This window comes from Achromobacter sp. MUI-25009338 (genome assembly GCF_057359325.1).
Map to the genome: position 1 here is coordinate 2,379,833 of NZ_CM170627.1, position 17,564 is coordinate 2,397,396.

The following is a 17,564-nucleotide window of genomic DNA, read 5'->3' on the forward strand; positions in this document are numbered from 1 at the left end:
GCATGGACACCGCTGGATGGTAGGAAGCGCAGGCCATGCCGTAAAATGCTTGTTACCTATGTTCCCCATGCCGTAAAGGTATAACCATGGATCTGCGGCAGTTGCGCTACTTCGTTGCGGTTGCACAGCACGGCAGCATCAGCCTGGCGGCCCAGGCCGTCTACATCGCCCAGCCCGCGCTGACCCGGCAGATCCAGGCGCTGGAGGAAGAACTGGGCGCGACCGTATTCGAGCGCAGCGCCCGCGGCGTGCGCCTGACCGAAGTCGGCAAGCAGCTATTGGTGGACGCCAACCGGCTGCTGGGCGACGCCGCGGCCACCGTCGAACGCGCCCAGCGCGTGGGACGCGGCGAAATCGGCCACCTGTCCATCGCCTTGCCGGTCATGCTGACCCTGCGTCCGCTGCTGACCGAAGTGCTGCGCATCTTCCGCCACGAGGCGCCGGGCGTCTCGTTGACGCTGAGCCACCTGCTGTCCGACACCCAGCTCGAGTGGCTGCCCACCGGCAGGCTGGACGCCGGCTTCACCCTGTTCCGCCCGCCGGACGACCCCGCGTTCGAGGGCATCCCCATCTATTCAGAGAAAATGCTGCTGGCCTATCCCGCCGACTGGCGATGGGAAGGCGGCCCGCCCGCCTCGCTGCGCGACCTCAACGCGGTGGACTTCATCTGGTTGCCGCGCAACGCCGCGCCGGTCTGGCACGACAAGCTGATCCACTGCTTCTTCAAGGCCGGTTTCGTGCCGCGGGCCGCGGTGCAGGGCGTGGACGTGGCCTCCATGCTCACCCTGGTCGCCGCCGGCATGGGCTGCACCGTGCTGCCCGACTCCGCCACGCGCGCCGCGCCGGATTCGGTCGCCTTCATGGAACTGCCGGACCTGGACGTGGTGCAGCACTGGGAACTGGTCTGGCGCGCGGACAACAAGTCGGCGCTGCTCAGGCGGTTCATCGACGTGGTCGGCGCGTATGCCGGCAATCCGGTGAAGGGCTGAGTTGCGGCGGGCCGGGGCGGCCGAAACCGCCACGCGCGACGCCGCAGGGCCATCGCGGCCGCCTACGCTGTCCCGTTTCGGGAGGCGCATATCACGGGCCGCATTTTCTGCATCGCATTGGTCGCCGGCTCGGGACTGGTGCAGGTTCTGCCGCGCCTGCCCGGGGCCGGCGCGGCCTGGCTGCTGGCCGCCGGCGCCGCGTTGGCGCTGCTTGCCGGGCTGCGCTTGCGCCTTGCGGGCCCACGCAACTGCGCGGCCGCGGCCCTGGGGCTGTGCGTGGGGCTGCTCAATGCCGGCGTGCAGGCGCAACGGCGGCTCGACGATGAACTGGCGCAGGTGCACCAAAACGCGGTATCGCGCGTGGTGCTGCGAGTGGCCGGGTTGCCCGACGGCGATGACAAGGAACTGCGCTTCCTCGCGGAGCTGGCCGAGCCGGCGGCGGCGGGGATTCCGTCGCGCATCCTGGTGAGCTGGCCGGCGCCGGCGGGCGGGCTGCCGGCGCTGGCGCCGGGGCAGGTGTGGCGCATGGCGCTGGTGCTGCGGCGTCCGCATGGGGCGCTGAATCCGGCGGGACCGGATGCCGAGGGGCGCTTGTTCGCGCGCGGCGTGCGGGCGCTGGGCAAGGTGCGCGGGCGGCCGCGGCTGCTGGCGGACCGGCCCTGGGCGACGGCCGGCGTGGCGCTGGAGCGGGCGCGCCATCACGTGCGGCAGGGGCTGCGCGCCGCGTTGGGAGCGCACCGCTATGCGCCGGTGCTGATCGCGCTGGCGATCGGCGACCAGGCCGGCGTGGCGCGCGAGGACTGGCAGGTGTTCAGCCGCAGCGGCATTACCCATCTGGTGTCCATCAGCGGTATGCACGTCACCTCGATCGCGGGGCTGGCGGGCCTGCTGGCGGCGGCGCTGTGGCGGCAGGGACGATGGCGCGGCGTGGGGCTGGCGGAGTACGCGCCGGCGCGCGTGGCCGGCGGCGCGGCCGCCGCGGCGGTCGCGCTGCTGTATTGCCTGCTGGCGGGCTGGGGCGTGCCGGCGCGGCGCACTTTTTTCATGCTGTCCGTGGCCCTGGCGGCTTCGGTGTCGCGGCTGCCGCTGTCGGCCGACCGGGTGCTGGCCGGCGCGGCCGCGGTGGTGGCCGCGCTGGACCCGTGGGCGCCGATGGCGCCGGGCTTCTGGCTGTCGTTCGGGGCGGTGGCCGTGCTGCTGCGGGTCGCCCAGGCGCCGCGCGATGCGCAGGCGGGCTGGCGGGCGCGATGGACGGCGCGGCTGGCGCAGGCGGCGCGCCTGCAGTTGACGATCACCGTGGGGCTCACGCCGCTGCTGGCCTATCTGGTGCATCAGGTGTCCGTGGGATCGCCGCTGGCCAATGCGGTGGCGATCCCGGTGGTGACCTTCGTGGTGACGCCGCTAGCCTTGCTGTGCGCGGCGCTGTCGGCACTGCCGGGCGCCCAGGCCCTGGCCGCGCTGGCCGGACGCGCGGGGCTGGCGGCGTTCGACGCGACCATGGCGCCGGTCGGCTGGGTGGCCGCGGCCGAGTGGTCCAGCGTGGCGGTGGGGGCGGCCCCGTGGCCGTGGCTGGCGCTGGCGGTGGCGGGCATGGCCTGGGCGCTGCAGGCGCCCGGCTGGCCGGGGCGGCGGCTGGGATGGCTGTGCATGCTGCCGCTGCTGTGCTGGCGTCCCGACAGGCCCGAGCCCGGCCACTGGCGCATGAGCGCGCTGGACGTGGGACAGGGCGGCGCCGTCGTGGTGGAGACGGCCAGCCAGACGCTGCTGTTCGACGCCGGGCCGCGCCACTACGGCGGCAGCGACGCCGGCGAGCGCGTGGTCGCGCCGTTCCTGCAGGCGCGCGCGATCCGCCGGCTGGACGTGCTGGTGCTGTCGCATGCCCACATGGACCACGTGGGCGGCTTGCGCGCGGTGCTGGCGGCCGTGCCGGCGGCGCGCAGCTACGCGTCCTTCGACCTGGAAGCGTTTCTGCGGCGCGACGCCCGGCTGTGGCCGCGGGCCGGCGCGCCGGCTCCGCCGCGCCAGGCGCAGCGTTGCCGCAGCGGGCTGGGCTGGGAGGCCGACGGCGTGCGTTTTACGTTCCTGCATCCGCCGCGCGCGGGCGCCGGCGCGGCGCAAAACCCCAATGCCGAAAGCTGCGTGCTGCGCATCGAAGGGGCCAGCCATACGCTGTTGCTGACCGGCGACGTGGGCACGGCGCAGGAACGCGCGCTGGCCGCCAACGGTCTCGGGCGCGCGGACGTGGTGCTGGCCCCGCATCATGGCTCGGCCTCGTCCTCGGGACGCGAACTGGTGCAGGCCAGCGGCGCGGGCCACGCGATCGCGCAGGCCGGCCACCTGAACCGCTTCGGACATCCGGCGCGCGCGGTGGAGCGGCGCTGGATGCGCGCCGGCGCGGCGTTCTGGCGCAGCGACCGCGACGGGGCGGTGATAGCGAGTTCAACGCCGGACGGGCTGGAGGTGTGGACGCAGCGCCAGCGCGGGCGGCGCTACTGGCATGGGCGCTAGGTTCAAGGCGCGTCCGGCGATCCCAGGCTGATCCCGTCCCGGATGCGGCGGAAGTCGGCCAGGGCGGTCGGCATGGCCGCGCGCGTGGCGGTGCAGGCCAGCGCCACGCGCAAGGCCGGCGTGTCGAGCAGGGCGGTGTAGCGCAGCAGCGCCGCGTCCGCGGCCGGCGCCACGTATTCGACGCCGTGCGCGCCGGCCGATTCGAATGTCCGGCGTTCCTGCAGTTCGCGGCCCTGCGCGGCTTCGAGGGTTTCGTCCGCGGCCAGCCGGGCGGCTGCCGACAGCGGCGCCTCGCGGCCGGGATGGGCCGTCAGCGCCTTGCGCGCGGTGTTGAAACCGATGGTGCACCGCTCTCCGCTGGCATCGCCCACCCTGACCAGCAGGTCGAATTCCGCCGTCCTGCCGCTGGGCAGGATGCGGTAGGGGGCGGGCACGGTCACGCCGTAGCCACGCGCCGGGTCGGCGTAGCGGTGCGCGGCGGCGGCCGGCGGATTCTCTTGCGGCGCTTCCGGTTCGAAGCGCAGCGGCAGCATCAGGATTTCCCTGTCGCCGGTCATGTCGGCGGCGAAGGCGGGCAGCGGCCCGGCGCGCCGGACCATGGCGGCTGCGGCGCGGTCCACTGCCGCATGGCCGGAGCTGGCGGCCACTTCGATCTTGTCTATCCCGCCGTCGGGCAGGATGGTGAGGCGCAGTTTCAGGCTGAGCGGGCCGGGCAGGCCGTCGGCTTCCTTGGGCATGGTCAGGTGGCGTTGCAGCTGGCGCGCCGCGGCGCCGCTCCATTCGGCGCGGGTGGCCGGCGCGGCGGCGGCCGCGGCGGATACGCACAGCGTGAATGCGGCCATGGCCGAGGCGCGCAGCAGCCGGTTCATGCGGGGAGTCTCCTGGGTCGGGGCGCCGACGGGCGGGCGCAACGGCGCAGCATAACCCGCAAGCGCGGCGTACGGCGTCAGGCCTGCCCCTGCGCCAGTTCGTCGAACAGCAGGTCGCCGCCCATCTGGCCGCCCTTGAGCATCAGCTCCATGCCGTCGATGCGCGGGTCGTCGCTGCGCGCGACGCTGACGGTGACGCCGGGCGCCAGCACGCAGCGAAACGCCAGGCCCCACAGGCCGAGGGCGAGGGTGGCCTGGCTGGAGGTGTCGCCGCCGGCGATGCCGACGCGGCCCAGCCGTCGGCCCGCCTGCGCGCAGCCCCGCACGATGGCGGCGGCAAGCTGCGCGGTGGCGCGGGCGGTGGCCGCCGTGTGGGCGGCGCTGGGGGCCTGCTCGGGCCGGTCGGTATGGACCAGCACGTTGTGCCCCTGGACCAGCGCGGCGACGGCCTCGCGCGACTGCGCGGCCGCGTAGCCGGGATCCGAGAGCAGCCGTTGCACGGAGAGCGGCTGGCGCGCATAGCGCCGGCACGCGGCGATCTGCTGCGCGGTGACCGGCGACAGGCTGCCCGCCACCACCAGCACCGGCCCCGAGACCGGCGCCAGCGGTGCGTCGACGGCGGCGGCGCGGCCGCCCGGCATGGCGCGGGCCAGCGCCTGCTGCACGCTGCTGGGGCCGACCGCCAGCAGCGGCAGGCAGGCGGCCGCGCGCCAGATGAGGCGGCCGATCACCGGGAGCTGCTCGTCGTCGATCAGGTCCAGCAGCAGGGGGCCGTCGGCGGATTCGACGACGCCGTCGATCCAGTCTTCCAGCACGGGCGCGTCGGCCGGCCGGCGCAGGCGCGGGTAGTCGGTGTGCGGCACCGACCGGATCTCGCGCAGGCCTTGCGCCGCGAGATGCAGCCGCAGGTCGGCTTCGTGCATGGGCGTGACCGGGTGCGCGCGCATGACCGGGTGGCGGTCGATGCGGTGGATCGCGGGGGCGCCGCCGGCGCGGGCGAAGAGCTGCGCGAAGCTGCAATAGCGCCCGATGCTGGGCTGCCCGCCCACGATGGGCACCAGCGGGTTGGGCATGTGGCGGCGCAGCGCCTGGATGGCGGCGGCGATATTGCCGACGTGCGGCGCGCTGTCGAACGTGGAGCAACACTTGTAGTGCAGCACGCGCACGCCGCGCCCGGCCATGAAGCGGCCCACGGCGTCGAGCTCGTCCTGCATTTCGGCTGGCGGCATGGCGCGGGCCGCGCCCGCGATGCCGATGGCGTCCAGCGCGCCGGCGCGGCTCAGTTGCTGCGGCGTTGGCACGCCCAGGAACAGCAGGCTGCGCAGGCCGGCGCGCGAGACTTCGGCCAGCGTGTCGGTGGCGCCGGTGAAGTCGTCTCCGTACCAGCCCACGCGCGGCGGCGCGGGGCCGCGCTGGTCGCGGGTCATGCGCGGTTTCCGAAGAAGTCCAGCGCCCGTCGCAGTTCGGGCGCCTGGCGCGCGTAGTCCTGCAGGGCCTGTCCTTCGCGCGCGGCCTGCCAGGCCTGGCGGATGCTCTGCACGCCGGCGGCGGGGCCGTCCGGGTGGGCCAGGATGCCGCCGCCCGACATGAACAGCAGGTCGTCGCTGCGCACCGCCGACCAGGTGGCGGGCACGGTGCCGGCCCACTGGCCGGACGAGAACGCCGGCATCACCGCGTCGTCGATGCCGAAGGTCAGCGCAGCCAGGCAGTTGCGCGCGGCGTCCACTACTTCCTGGTCCTCCTGCGAGAACTTGCCCTGCAGGCCGTGCACGTGCATGTGGTCCACGCCCGCCAGCCGCCACAGCGTCTGGTAGGCCTGGAATCCCACGCCCAGCATGGGGTGGCGCGACAGCGCGCCGTAGCCGTTGCGGTGGCCGTGCAGCGCCAGCGGCGTGCTGCGGCGCAGGGTCTGGACGGCGGAGTAGCCGCAGTGGTTCAGGCTGACCATGGCGCAGCTGCCTTGCTCGCGTTCGATCAGCTCGGCGTGGCGGCGCATGGCGTCGGTTTCGTCGCTGATGTTGAACGCCACCATGACCTGGCGGCCGGTGCGTTCGCGGTGCGCGCGCACCACGGCCATCACGGCGGCCACGCGCTGCGCCAGCGGAGCGTGGGCCGGGTTGGCGCAGACCTCGTCGTCCTTGATGAAGTCCACGCCGGCGGCGCACAGCTGCGCCACCAGGTGCGCGGTCTGCTCGGGCGATAGGCCGACGTTGGGCTTGATGATGGTGCCCACCAGCGGCCCGCTGGCCACGCCGGTCAGGGCGCGCGTGCCGGCGATGCCGGCCCGGGGCATGTCGAACTGGGCGCGGTAGTTGGCGGGCAGTTCGAGGCTTTCCAGGCGCAGGCCGGTGGCTTCGCCCAGGTCGTACAGGTTGCCGCCGACGGTGGCTGCCAGCGTGGGCAGGTTGGCGCCGACGTTGGCGACCGGAAAGGCGATGCGCACCCGCGCGCGCCGGTAGCGCGCCGGCATGCCGCCCGGCTGGCGCGCCAGCCAGGCGTTGGGCAGGCTGGGGGCGCTGACGGTCTCCAGTTCCTCCAGGGATTCGATGCGCGCGCGGGCGCGCGCGCGCAGCTCGTCGGTTTCGCCCTGCACCCGCGTGAAGGTGCCGCAGGACTGCTCGCCGGCCATGACCTCGGCCACCCGGGCGGGGTCCAGCGGGGTTTCGATCAGGTAGGTGGCGGTAAACGATTGGGAGTTCATAGGGCGATGGGCGGGCGCTTCAGAGTCGGCTCAGGTCGGGGAAGGGGCGCACGGGGTCCTTGCCGTCCCAGTCGCGCGCGCTGTCGCGGATCAGGTCGAACAGGCGGCCCTTGGGGCCGGCCACTTCGGACAGCTCGATCACGGTGCCGGGGTGGTACTCGGTATCGAAATAGATGAAGCGTCCTTTTTCGCCGACTTCGCCGCTCATCTTGGGCTTGAAGCCCTGCGCCAGCAGGCGTTCGAGATCGGCGTCGTAGTCCTCGGTCCAGTAGGCCACGTGCTGCAGGCCGGTGCGGCCGGCCTGCAGGAAGTCGCGGTACATGGAGGGCACGTCGTTGCGGGTCTGGATCAGCTCGACCTGCACGTAGCCGGAGTTGGCCAGCGCCACCGAGTTGTGCGGCTGATGGCTGGCGCCGTCGTAGCGGTAGTTCACGATGGGCACGCGCGGGTTGTAGTACCAGGGGCCCACGCCCAGCGTGGCGCTCCAGTAGTCCATGGCGGCTTCGATATCGTGCACCACGTAACCGAGTTGGCGGATTTCGCCCAGGAATCGACTCATGATCGGACTTTGCAGCTTTGAGGGTTGGAAAGCGCGGGGCCGCGGCCCCGCGGGAGACTTACAGGAAACCGATGGAGAACCAGGGGAAGGCCGCCACGATCACCAGGCCGACGAGCAGCGCGGCGACGTAGCCCCAGATCGGCCCGATGCCTTCGTTGGGATCGACCCGGCTGATGGCGCAGGCGCCGTAGTAGCCCACGCCGAACGGCGGCGCGAACAGGCCGATGCCCATCGCGAAGATCACGACCATGGCGTAGTGCACCTCGTGCACGCCGGCCTGCTGCGCGATCGGGAACAGCAGCGGGCCGAACAGCACGATGGCCGGTATGCCTTCGAGCACGCTGCCCAGGATGATGAAGGCCACGATGGACACGGCCAGGAAGCCGTACGAGCCGCCGGGCATGTCGGCCATCAGGCGCGCCAGGTCGCCGGAGAATCCCGATTGCGTCAGCGCCCAGGCCATGGCGGTGGCGCAGCCCACGATCAGCATGATGGCGCCGGACAGCGAGGCGGTCTCGATTAGCATGGGCTTGAGGCGGGCCCAGTCGAAGCGGCGGTAGACCAGCAGGCCGATGACCACGGAATAGACGATGCCGATGGTGGAGACCTCGGTGGCGGTGGCCACGCCTTCGACCACGGCCGCGCGGATCACGAAGGGCAGGGCCACCGCGGGCAGGGCGATCACGAAATAGCGGCCGATTTCGCGCAAGGTGAAGCGCTGGGCCAGGCTCAGGTCTTCCTTGCGGTAGCGCCACCAGACCACCGAGCACAGCGCCAGGCCCAGCACCACCGCCGGCAGCAGGCCGCCGGTGAACAGCGCCGCGATCGACACGCCGGTGACCGAACCGATGGTGATGAGCACGATGGAGGGCGGAATGGTTTCGGTCTGCGCGCCGGTGGCCGACAGCAGCGCCACCAGGTCGCCCGGCTTGGCGCCGCGCTTCTGCATCTCGGGAAACAGCACCGGGGCGATGGCCGCCATGTCGGCGATCTTGGAGCCGGAAATGCCCGACACCAGGTACATGGCGCCGATCAGCACGTATGAAAGGCCGCCGCGGACGTGGCCCAGCAGGCTGGCCAGGAACTGGATCATGGCGCGCGCCATGCCGGTCATCTCGATCAGCGAGCCCAGGAAGATGAACAGCGGCACCGCCAGCAGCATCAGGTGCGACATGCCTTCGTCCAGGCGGCCCACCATCACCAGCATGGGGGTGTTGGTGGTCAGCGCCAGGTAGGAGAAGGTGGCCAGCGCGAACGAGAACGCGATGGGCACGCCGGCGAACACGGTGGCCGCGACGATGCCCACGAAGAAGATCACCAGGTTCAGCTTGCCCAGCGTGGAGAAAAGCGGCTGGGCCAGCCAGAACAGCCCCACCACGGCCGCCGCGCCGGCCAGCGCCGCCAGCATCTGCGGCAGGGTCTGGGTGCGCGCCAGGCGCAGCAGCGCCACGATGGCCATCAGCCCCATGCCGACCGGAATGGCGGCGGCGCGCCAGGCGTTGCTCAGTTCAAGCGCGGGCGTGACGATGAAGTGTTCTTCGTGCGCATACTCGATGGCCGGGGCCAGGATCAGCGCCAGGAAGGCCAGCGAGGCCGCCAGCGCCGCCGTTTCCAGCTGCGCGCGGCGCGCGGGGCCGACGTTGTTGACGAAGGCCGTCATGCGCATGTGTTCGCCGCGCCGCAGCGCCACGACCGCGCCCAGCATGGACAGCCACAGGAACAGGATGGACGCCAGTTCGTCGGACCAGACCAGCGGGCTGTGCAGGGCATAGCGCGCGACCACGCCGGCGAACAGCACCGCGATCTCGACCAGCACGATGGCCGCCGCCGCGTGTTCGACCACGCAGCCCAGCAGGCTGTCTATTGCGCCGGCGGCCCGGCGCAGGGGATGGGCCGGCAGCAGGGGCGGCGCGGCGTGGGGAGCGGACAGGGAGGACATGGCGCGACCTCAGGCCAGTTTGCCGACGGCCTGCTCCAGCAGGGTCCAGGCCTCGTTGCCGAAGCGGCCCTGCCATTCCTTGTAGAAACCGGCGTTGCGCAGCTGCTGGCGGAAGCTGTCTGCCGAGGGCTGGTTGAACAGCAGGCCCTTGGCTTCCAGGTCGGACTGCACCGAGGCGTTGAGCTTCTTGATGTCCTCGCGCTGCGCCAGGCCGGCCTCGTTGATGCCGCGGGCGACGACCGTCTTGAGGTCCTGCGGCAGGCCTTCCCACATGCGGCCGTTGGCGATGAACCAGTAGCCGTCCCAGATGTGGTTGGTGAGCGAGCAGTACTTCTGCACTTCGTACAGCTTGGCGACCTGGATGATGGGCAGCGGGTTTTCCTGGGCGTCGACCACCTTGGTCTGCAGCGAGGAATAGACTTCGCTGAACTGCAGGCTGGCCGGCGCGGCGCCCAGGCCCTTGAACATGGAGATGGGCAGCGAGCTCACCGGCACGCGGATCTTGAGGCCGTCCATGTCGGCGGCGGTCTGCACCGGCGCCTTGCTGCTGGTGGTCTGGCGAAAGCCGTTGTCCCACATCTTCTCGAAGGCGTAGAGGCGGCGCTGCGCGATGGCGGCGCGCACGTGCGCGCCCAGCGCGCCGTCCATGGCGTTCCAGACCTGGTCGTAGTCCTTGAAAGCGAAGCCCACGGCGTTGATCGCCGCCACCGGCACCAGCGTGGCGATGACCAGCGCCGACGGCGTGAAGAAATCGATGCCGCCCGAGCGCACCTGCGCCAGCATGTCGGTGTCGCCGCCCAGCTGGTTGTTGGGGAAGATCTTGATGTCCACCCGGCCATTGCTTTCCTTGAGGATGCGTTCGGCCGCTTCCTGGGCGCGGATGTTCAGCGGATGGGTGACGGGCAGGTTGTTGCCGTACTTCAGCGTATAGTCGGCGGCGCGCGCGATCATCGGGAAACCGCTGGCCAGGGCCAGGGCGGGAACGGCGCCCAGGCGGCGCAAGGCACTGCGGCGGGTCATCAGCTTCATGGTTGTCTCCATAATCGTGGTTATGATGTTTTTTGATGCGCCACAAAAGTGCCAATCCCATGCGGCAGACTGGACAATAGTGAATAGGCGCTATCATCGTCAAACTTCTTTAATGATGGTTTTTGATGTGAATAGAAAACCTTCCGAACGCAGGCTGGCGCGCCTGGCCGACGTGGCCGCGCGAGCCGGCGTCTCCACCGCCACGGCCGATCGGGTGCTGAACCGCCGCCCCGGCGTGCGCGCCAGCACCGCGCAGAAAGTCTTTCGCGCCGCCATCGAGCTGGACTACCTGCCCGAACAGGAAATCCTCGCGGCCGCCGCGCCCGAGCCCATGCGCCTGGTGTTCCTGCTGCCGCGCGGCAGCAACCGCTATCTGCGCATGCTGGGCGACACCGTCAGCTACGCGCACGAGCACTTCGCGCCGCTGAACGCCAAGTGCCAGGTCGAATACGTCGAGAGCTTCAACCCCGACGCGCTGGCCCAGGCGCTGGCCAGGCACGGCCGGCGCGCCGACGGCATCGCGTTCATGGCGCTGGAGCATCCGGTGGTGCGCGAGGCGGTCGACGCGCTGGCGCAGCAGGGCGTGGCGACGGTGACGCTGATTTCCGACATCGCCAACTGCGCGCGCGCCGCCTACGTGGGGCTGGACAACCGCGCGGCAGGGCGCACCGCGGGCTACCTGATCGCGCGCTTCATCGGCTCGCGCGCGGCGCACGTGGCGCTGATCGCGGGCTCGCGCCATTACCGCGCGCACGAGGAGCGCGAGGGCGGCTTTCTGCAGCTGTATGCGGAACAGTTTCAGGCCATGCAGGTGGTCGACCTGCGCGAGGGCTACGACGACGCCCAGCGCAACTACGAGCAGACGCGCCAGCTGCTGGAGCAGTATCCGCAGCTGGCCGGCATCTACAACATCGGCGGCGCCTCGGACGGCGTGGCGCGCGCGTTGAAGGAGGCCGGCCTGCAGCACCGGGTGGTGTTCATCGGCCACGGCCTCACGCCCGACACCCGCTCGCTGCTGATAGACGGCACCATGGACGCGGTCATCACGCAAAGCCCGATGGAGGCGCTGATGAGCTGCGTGCGGATCTTCTCCAACCTGCGCGACAGGCGCAGCGCGATGAACGGCGTGGAAATGGCGCGCAGCCAGGTGATATTCCGCGAGAATCTGCCGTGAGGTCAGCCGATCTCGACCGTGTCGGCGTTCAGGCGCGCACGCCAGGCGCGCAGCCGCTGTTCGGGGTATTGCACGCAGCTGCCGTCGGCCAGCCGGAAATGCTGCTTGTAGAGCGGCGAGGCGACCACCAGCTCGCCGTCCAGGTGGCCGACGATGCCGCGGCCGATGACGTTGGCGCCGGAGCGCGGGTCGCGGTTCTCGATGGCGTAGATCTCGCCCTCGGCGGCCTGCGGCAGGTAGAAGAGCGCGATCTGCACGCCGTCGACCAGCGCCACCACGCCGGAGTGGGGAACCAGGTCCTGGCGGCGGCACACCGGGCGCCAGGCTTGGGGTTCGTTGACCAGGGCGTCCATCAGGCAATCTCCTCGGCGATGGGGATGACGCGGGCGGGGGCGGGCCGCGGCTGGCCGCGCTCCTGCACGAAGCGGATGTCGGGGTCGGCGGCGTCGTCGTTGACGAAGGTGCGGAAACGCTTGAGCTTTTGCGGATCGTTCAGCGCGTTGGCCCATTCGCATTCATAGCGGTCCACCACCAGCTGCATCTGCGCTTCCAGCTCGGCGCACAGGCCCAGGCTGTCTTCCAGCACCACCTGCTTCAGGTAGTCCAGCCCGCCCTCCAGCGACTCGCGCCAGGCGGCGGTGCGCTGCAGCTTGTCGGCCGTGCGGATATAGAACATCAGCAGCCGGTCGATGACGCGGATCAGCATGGCGTCGTCCAGGTCGGTGGCGAACAGCTCGGCATGGCGCGGGCGCATGCCGCCGTTGCCGCAGACGTAGAGGTTCCAGCCCTTCTCCGTGGCGATGACGCCGATGTCCTTGCTCTGCGCCTCGGCGCATTCGCGGGTGCAGCCGGAGACCGCGAACTTGAGCTTGTGCGGCGCGCGCAGGCCCTTGTAGCGGTGCTCGATGTCCAGCGCCATGCGCACGCTGTCCTGCACGCCGTAGCGGCACCAGGTGCTGCCCACGCAGGACTTCACCGTGCGCGTCGATTTGCCGTAGGCGTGGCCGGTCTCGAAGCCGGCGGCGATCAGTTCGCCCCAGATGGCGGGCAGTTCGTGCAGCTGCGCGCCGAACAGGTCGATGCGCTGTCCGCCGGTGATCTTGGTGTACAGCCCGTATTTCTTGGCGACGGCGCCGATGGCGATCAGGCCGTCGGGCGTGATCTCGCCGGCGGCGATGCGCGGCACGATGGAGTAGGTGCCGTTCTTCTGCATATTGGCCATGAAGGTGTCGTTGGTGTCCTGCAGCGGCACCAGGGCCGGGTCCTGGATGGGCCGGTTCCAGCACGACGCCAGGATGGAGGCGACGGCGGGCTTGCAGATTTCGCAGCCCAGCCGGCCGCGTCCGTGGCTGGCCAGCAGTTGTTCGAAGCTCTCGATGCCGCCGACCCGCACGATGGCGTACAGCTCCTGGCGCGTGTAGGCGAAGTGTTCGCACAGGCTTTTGTCCACCGCCACGCCGCGCGCGGCCAGTTCGTGTTCCACCACCTGCTTGAGCAGGCCGGCGCAGCCGCCGCAGCCCGAGGCCGCCCGGGTGCAGGCCTTGACCGCGCCCAGGTCGGCGCAGCCGCCGTCGATGGCCCGGCGGACGGCGCCCTTGCTGACGTTGTGGCAGGAACAGACCGTGGCCGAATCGGGCAGGGCGTCCGCGCCCAGCAGCGGCGCCGCCTCGCCGCGCGGCAGGATCAGGCTGGCCGGGTCGGCCGGCGGGGCGATGCCGTTCTGCACGTATTGCAGCAGGGTGTCGTAGTAGCTGTTGTCGCCCACCAGCACCGCGCCCAGCACGCGCTTGCCGTCGCCCGAGACCACCAGGCGGCGGTAGCCGGCGCCGGCCTCGTCGATATAGCGGTAGCTGCGCGCGCCCGGCGTGGCGCCGTGGGCGTCGCCGATGGAGCCGACGTCCACGCCCAGCAGCTTGAGCCGCGTCGACATGTCGGCGCCGGCGAAGGGCTGCGCGGCCTCGCCGCACAGCGCGGCGGCGGCGGTGCGCGCCATCTGGTAGCCCGGCGCCACCAGGCCGTACACGCTGCCGTTCCAGGCCGCGCATTCGCCGATGGCGTAGATGTGTTCGTCGCTGCTGCGGCAGAAGTCGTCGATCGCGATCCCGCCGCGCTCGGCCAGCGTGAGCCCGGCCTTGCGCGCCAGCGTGACCTGCGGCCGGATGCCGGCGGAGAACACGATCAGGTCGGTCTCCAGCGGCGCGCCTTCGGCGAAGCGCATGCGGTAGCGGTACTGCGTGCCGGGCCGGATGTCCTGCGTGGCGCGCGACAGGTGCACGCCCACGCCCAGCGCCTCGATGCGGGCGCGCAACGCCGCGCCGCCCTGCTCGTCGAGCTGCACCGGCATCAGGCGCGGCGCGAATTCGACCACGTGCGCCTGCAGGCCCAGGGATTTCAGCGCGTTGGCGGCCTCCAGGCCCAGCAGCCCGCCGCCCACCACCACGCCGCGGCGCGCGCCGTCGGCGGCCTGGCGGATCTGGTCCAGGTCGTCGAGCGTGCGGTAGACCAGGCGCGAAGCGCCCTCGGCGCCGGCTATCGGCGGCACGAAAGGATGGGAGCCGGTGGCCAGCACCAGCTTGTCGTAGGCATAGCGGCCCGCGGCGGTGACGACCTCGCGCTGGCGCCGGTCTATCTCCAGCACCGGCGTGCCCAGGTGCAGCGTGACGCCCGGGTGTTCGTAAAGCCCGGCCGCGCCCAGCGCCATCGATTCGGCGTCGCGCCCGTTCAGGTACTCGGACAGGTGCACGCGGTCGTAGGCGCGGCGCGGCTCGTCGCCGAAGACGTGGATGCGGTAGCGTTCCAGCGCGCCCAGCGCGATCAGCTGTTCGACGCAGTGGTGGCCCACCATGCCGTTGCCGACGATGACGAGGGTTTGCAGGGAATCGCTTGCTGCCGATACGTTCATGGGAAATCCCCGGTTCCGAAAAGACGAAAAGCGCCCTGGACCTTGCGGTCGAGGGCGCCTTTGCCGGTGTTGCTCGAATTGTCGTGTGCGGCGGGCTTGCGGTCCGCCTGCCAGGATTCAAAGCAAAGTCCATGCCAGCCGGCGCGCGCGGGGGCGCGCGCGGCCGGCGCGTCCGCGCGTGCGGCGGGCTGCTTCATTGCGGTGCATAGTGTTGTGCGCGCCGCACCTGTTTGGCGCGGGGCGCGCCGTCAGCCGAAGGCGGCGCGCACGGCGGCGAAGGCGGCGTCCACCAAGGGGTCGGCGCGCCGCGAGGCCTGGGTGATGAAGGACAGTTCCGCCTGGATCGACAGGCCCTTGATCAGCAGCACGCCGTTGGCCTGGGATTCGCGCAGCGCGATGGAATCGCGGGCCAGCGACAGGCCGACGCCCGAACGCACCAGGTCCAGCATCGAGGCTTCCTGGTCGACCTCGGCCACCGCGTTGGGCGCGATGCCCAGGGCTTCGAACTGCGCGGCCAGCAGGCGGTGGTGCACGGAATCCGGGGGCGTCCAGATCCACGGAAGCGCGGCGATCTCGGCCCAGCCGCGGCCGGCCACCTGCGCGCCCCAGCCTTTGGGCGCGACCACGCTATACGTGAACGAAGCCAGCGGCAGCGCCTCCAGCCCCGCGGCCGCGTCGCCCGGCGCGCCCAGGAAGAAACCCACGTCCAGCTCGCCCGCGCGCACCAGCCTGCCCACCGAACCGGACATGCCGTGGCGCAGCGTGGGACGGATCTTGGGATAGTGCTCGACCAGGTGCTGCAGTGTGGCGCCCAGCCGCAGGAATTCCGGGTCCAGGATGGTGCCGATCCGCAGCTCGCCCTGCACGGTGTCGCGCAGCGCGCCGATGGCGCGCTCGAAATCGTCCAGCGCGTCCAGCACCCGCTGCGCCGCCGGCAGCAGCGCGCGGCCGTCGGCGTTCGGCGCCAGCCCCTGGGCGGTGCGCGCGAACAGCGCCAGGTCCAGCGATTCCTGGAAATTCTTGAGCTGCAGGCTGAGCGCGGGCTGGGTCAGGTGCAGCTGCTCGGCCGCGCGCGTCAGGTTGCCGGCGCGGGCCACGGCGGCGAAGCTGCGGATATGCTTGAGATCCATGGCTGGATGGGGGCGGGGAAGTCGAGCTTTATTAAAGACGCTTATAAAGCGTTTTTCAACAATTCATTGGACAGGCGCGCAGCACTGCGCCAGAGTCATGGCAAAGTCCGGCATCCGCCCGGGCATGAAAATAAGAAGCGCTTATGGAGACATACGACTACATCATCGTGGGCGCGGGTTCGGCCGGCTGCGTGCTGGCCAACCGGCTCAGCCGCGATCCGTCCGTGCAGGTGCTGCTGCTGGAGGCCGGCGGGCGCGACAACTACCACTGGATCCACATCCCGGTGGGCTATCTGCATTGCATCGGCAATCCGCGCACCGACTGGATGTACCGCACCGTGGCCGAGCCCGGCCTGGGCGGCCGTGCGCTGATCTACCCGCGCGGCCGCGTGCTGGGCGGCTGCTCGTCGATCAACGGCATGATCTACATGCGCGGCCAGCGCGAGGACTACGAAAACTGGGCCGCGCTGTCGGGCGATCCGGCCTGGAGCTGGGACCAGGTGCTGCCGGTCTTCAAGCGCAGCGAAGACCACCACCGCGGCGCAGACGAGTTCCACGGCGCGGGCGGCGAATGGCGGGTGGAGCCGCAGCGGCTGCGCTGGGACATCCTGGAGGCTTTCGCCGAGGCGGCGGAGCAGGAAGGCATCCCGCGCGTGGCGGACTTCAACCGCGGCGACAATTTCGGCAGCGGCTACTTCGAAGTGAACCAGCGCCGCGGCTGGCGCTGGAACACGGCCAAGGCCTTTCTGCGGCCGGTGCGCCAGCGCCCGAACCTGCGGGTGGAAACCGGCGCGCTGGTCGAGCTGCTGGTGTTCGAAGGCAAGCGCTGCGTGGGCGTGCAGCTCAAGCGCGGCGAGGCCGGCGCGACGGTGCGCGCGCGCCGCGAAGTGGTGCTGGCGGCCGGCGCCATCAACACGCCGCAGCTGCTCGAATTCTCGGGCGTGGGCGAGCCGGCGCGGCTGCGCGAAAGCGGCATCGCGCTGCGCCACGCCCTGCCCGGGGTGGGCGAAAACCTGCAGGACCATCTGCAACTGCGCGTCATCCTCAAGGTCGACGGCGTCAAGACCTTGAACCGCATCGCCTCCACCTGGTGGGGCAGGGCGGGCATTGGCCTGGAATACCTGGTCAACCGCAGCGGCCCGATGAGCATGGCGCCGTCGCAGCTGGGCGCCTTCGCCAAATCGGACCCGGGCCAGGCCCGCGCCAATGTCGAGTTCCACGTGCAGCCCCTGTCTTTGGGCGCCTTCGGCGAGCCGCTACACGGATTCGACGCTTTCACCGCCAGCGTCTGCAACCTGCGGCCCACCTCGCGCGGCAGCGTGCATGCGCAGGGCCCGCAAGGCGCGGGCCTGGCGCCGGTGATCGCGCCCAACTACCTGAGCACCGAGGAAGACCTGCGGGTGGCGGCGGATTCCATCCGCCTGGTGCGCCGGATCGCCGCGGCGCCGGCGTTGCAGCGCTACCGTCCGCAGGAATGGCTGCCGGGACCGGCGTACGAGAACGAAGCCCAGCTGCGCGAAGCGGCAGGCAAGATCGGCACCACGATTTTCCATCCGGTGGGCACCTGCGCCATGGGCCGCGACGCCGACGCCGGCGCGGTGGTCGACGCGCGGCTGCGCGTGCATGGGCTGGAGGGGCTGCGCATTGCGGACGCGTCGGTGATGCCGCTGATCACGTCGGGCAACACCAATTCGCCGACCATCATGATCGCCGAACGCGCGGCCGACCTGATCCGCGCGGACGCGGGGCAGGCCGCGTAGCGAA

At 71.2% G+C, this 17,564-nt stretch carries 14 protein-coding genes; 4 read left to right on the plus strand and 10 right to left on the minus strand.

Features of this window, described 5'->3' with window-relative positions; translation table 11 throughout:
* The first annotated feature begins 86 nt into the window (after positions 1 to 86).
* Together AC1IQ6_RS11395 and AC1IQ6_RS11400 are read left to right on the plus strand one after the other, a co-directional pair.
* The gene (locus AC1IQ6_RS11395) at positions 87 to 989 is read left to right on the plus strand and encodes a LysR family transcriptional regulator (RefSeq protein ID WP_102772055.1); all 903 of its coding nucleotides are present in this window, start codon (positions 87 to 89) and stop codon (positions 987 to 989) included.
* 147 nt (positions 990 to 1,136) lie between these two features.
* Positions 1,137 to 3,497: a DNA internalization-related competence protein ComEC/Rec2 gene (locus tag AC1IQ6_RS11400; RefSeq protein ID WP_485866568.1), complete on the plus strand. Its 2,361-nt coding sequence runs from the start codon at positions 1,137 to 1,139 to the stop codon at positions 3,495 to 3,497.
* Between the two features lie 2 nt (positions 3,498 to 3,499).
* On the opposite strand, the gene AC1IQ6_RS11405 is transcribed toward AC1IQ6_RS11400, so the two are convergent.
* The 6 genes from AC1IQ6_RS11405 to AC1IQ6_RS11430 form a co-directional block, all read right to left on the minus strand.
* The gene (locus tag AC1IQ6_RS11405; protein WP_485866338.1) at positions 3,500 to 4,366 is read right to left on the minus strand and encodes a TonB family protein; all 867 of its coding nucleotides are present in this window, start codon (positions 4,364 to 4,366) and stop codon (positions 3,500 to 3,502) included.
* A 77-nt stretch (positions 4,367 to 4,443) separates the two neighbouring features.
* The gene (locus tag AC1IQ6_RS11410) at positions 4,444 to 5,793 is read right to left on the minus strand and encodes a four-carbon acid sugar kinase family protein (RefSeq protein ID WP_485866339.1); all 1,350 of its coding nucleotides are present in this window, start codon (positions 5,791 to 5,793) and stop codon (positions 4,444 to 4,446) included.
* Positions 5,790 to 7,067 carry a ribulose-bisphosphate carboxylase large subunit family protein gene (locus AC1IQ6_RS11415; protein ID WP_479731562.1) on the minus strand — a complete coding sequence of 426 codons (1,278 nt, stop codon included), beginning with the start codon at positions 7,065 to 7,067 and terminating at the stop codon, positions 5,790 to 5,792. Before AC1IQ6_RS11415 ends, AC1IQ6_RS11410 begins: the two co-directional genes overlap by 4 nt.
* A gap of 19 nt (positions 7,068 to 7,086) precedes the next feature.
* Positions 7,087 to 7,626 (minus strand): VOC family protein, encoded by a 540-nt coding sequence (locus AC1IQ6_RS11420; protein WP_485866340.1) that lies wholly within the window; start codon positions 7,624 to 7,626, stop codon positions 7,087 to 7,089.
* A gap of 58 nt (positions 7,627 to 7,684) precedes the next feature.
* A complete protein-coding gene (locus AC1IQ6_RS11425; protein ID WP_111824840.1) occupies positions 7,685 to 9,565 on the minus strand; it encodes a TRAP transporter large permease in 1,881 nt (626 codons plus the stop codon).
* Between the two features lie 9 nt (positions 9,566 to 9,574).
* Positions 9,575 to 10,594, minus strand: a complete 1,020-nt coding sequence (locus tag AC1IQ6_RS11430) for a TRAP transporter substrate-binding protein (RefSeq protein ID WP_111824841.1) — start codon at positions 10,592 to 10,594, stop codon at positions 9,575 to 9,577.
* A gap of 112 nt (positions 10,595 to 10,706) precedes the next feature.
* Between AC1IQ6_RS11430 and AC1IQ6_RS11435 the strand changes: the two genes are divergently transcribed.
* On the plus strand, positions 10,707 to 11,768 hold the full coding sequence (locus tag AC1IQ6_RS11435) for a LacI family DNA-binding transcriptional regulator (RefSeq protein ID WP_209165940.1): 1,062 nt from the start codon (positions 10,707 to 10,709) through the stop codon (positions 11,766 to 11,768).
* Between the two features lie 2 nt (positions 11,769 to 11,770).
* On the opposite strand, the gene nirD is transcribed toward AC1IQ6_RS11435, so the two are convergent.
* The 4 genes from nirD to AC1IQ6_RS11455 are packed head-to-tail and all read right to left on the minus strand — an operon-like array spanning position 11,771 to position 15,800.
* Positions 11,771 to 12,121 carry a nitrite reductase small subunit NirD gene (nirD, locus tag AC1IQ6_RS11440; protein WP_485866341.1) on the minus strand — a complete coding sequence of 117 codons (351 nt, stop codon included), beginning with the start codon at positions 12,119 to 12,121 and terminating at the stop codon, positions 11,771 to 11,773.
* The gene (nirB, locus tag AC1IQ6_RS11445) at positions 12,121 to 14,670 is read right to left on the minus strand and encodes a nitrite reductase large subunit NirB (protein WP_485866342.1); all 2,550 of its coding nucleotides are present in this window, start codon (positions 14,668 to 14,670) and stop codon (positions 12,121 to 12,123) included. The genes nirD and nirB overlap by 1 nt, the downstream gene beginning before the upstream one ends.
* Complete coding sequence (locus tag AC1IQ6_RS11450; RefSeq protein ID WP_209165942.1) at positions 14,667 to 14,867, minus strand: hypothetical protein; 201 nt, start codon at positions 14,865 to 14,867, stop codon at positions 14,667 to 14,669. Before AC1IQ6_RS11450 ends, nirB begins: the two co-directional genes overlap by 4 nt.
* A 51-nt stretch (positions 14,868 to 14,918) precedes the next feature.
* Entirely contained in the window at positions 14,919 to 15,800 is an 882-nt protein-coding gene (locus AC1IQ6_RS11455; protein ID WP_111824845.1) for a LysR family transcriptional regulator, read from the minus strand.
* Positions 15,801 to 15,943: 143 nt separating this feature from the next.
* On the opposite strand from AC1IQ6_RS11455, the gene AC1IQ6_RS11460 reads away from it, so the two are divergent.
* On the plus strand, positions 15,944 to 17,560 hold the full coding sequence (locus AC1IQ6_RS11460; RefSeq protein ID WP_485866343.1) for a GMC family oxidoreductase: 1,617 nt from the start codon (positions 15,944 to 15,946) through the stop codon (positions 17,558 to 17,560).
* Positions 17,561 to 17,564 lie beyond the last annotated feature (4 nt).

What these genes read in the sequence shown, in the direction of transcription:
- AC1IQ6_RS11395 (WP_102772055.1), top strand. Translation starts at nt 87, where the DNA reads ATGGATCTGCGGCAGTTGCGCTACTTCGTTGCGGTTGCACAGCACGGC.
- AC1IQ6_RS11405 (WP_485866338.1), bottom strand. Translation starts at nt 4,366, where the DNA reads ATGAACCGGCTGCTGCGCGCCTCGGCCATGGCCGCATTCACGCTGTGC.
- AC1IQ6_RS11410 (WP_485866339.1), bottom strand. Translation starts at nt 5,793, where the DNA reads ATGACCCGCGACCAGCGCGGCCCCGCGCCGCCGCGCGTGGGCTGGTAC.
- AC1IQ6_RS11415 (WP_479731562.1), bottom strand. Translation starts at nt 7,067, where the DNA reads ATGAACTCCCAATCGTTTACCGCCACCTACCTGATCGAAACCCCGCTG.
- AC1IQ6_RS11420 (WP_485866340.1), bottom strand. Translation starts at nt 7,626, where the DNA reads ATGAGTCGATTCCTGGGCGAAATCCGCCAACTCGGTTACGTGGTGCAC.
- AC1IQ6_RS11425 (WP_111824840.1), bottom strand. Translation starts at nt 9,565, where the DNA reads ATGTCCTCCCTGTCCGCTCCCCACGCCGCGCCGCCCCTGCTGCCGGCC.
- AC1IQ6_RS11430 (WP_111824841.1), bottom strand. Translation starts at nt 10,594, where the DNA reads ATGAAGCTGATGACCCGCCGCAGTGCCTTGCGCCGCCTGGGCGCCGTT.
- AC1IQ6_RS11435 (WP_209165940.1), top strand. Translation starts at nt 10,707, where the DNA reads ATGATGGTTTTTGATGTGAATAGAAAACCTTCCGAACGCAGGCTGGCG.
- nirD (WP_485866341.1), bottom strand. Translation starts at nt 12,121, where the DNA reads ATGGACGCCCTGGTCAACGAACCCCAAGCCTGGCGCCCGGTGTGCCGC.
- nirB (WP_485866342.1), bottom strand. Translation starts at nt 14,670, where the DNA reads ATGAACGTATCGGCAGCAAGCGATTCCCTGCAAACCCTCGTCATCGTC.
- AC1IQ6_RS11450 (WP_209165942.1), bottom strand. Translation starts at nt 14,867, where the DNA reads ATGAAGCAGCCCGCCGCACGCGCGGACGCGCCGGCCGCGCGCGCCCCC.
- AC1IQ6_RS11455 (WP_111824845.1), bottom strand. Translation starts at nt 15,800, where the DNA reads ATGGATCTCAAGCATATCCGCAGCTTCGCCGCCGTGGCCCGCGCCGGC.
- AC1IQ6_RS11460 (WP_485866343.1), top strand. Translation starts at nt 15,944, where the DNA reads ATGGAGACATACGACTACATCATCGTGGGCGCGGGTTCGGCCGGCTGC.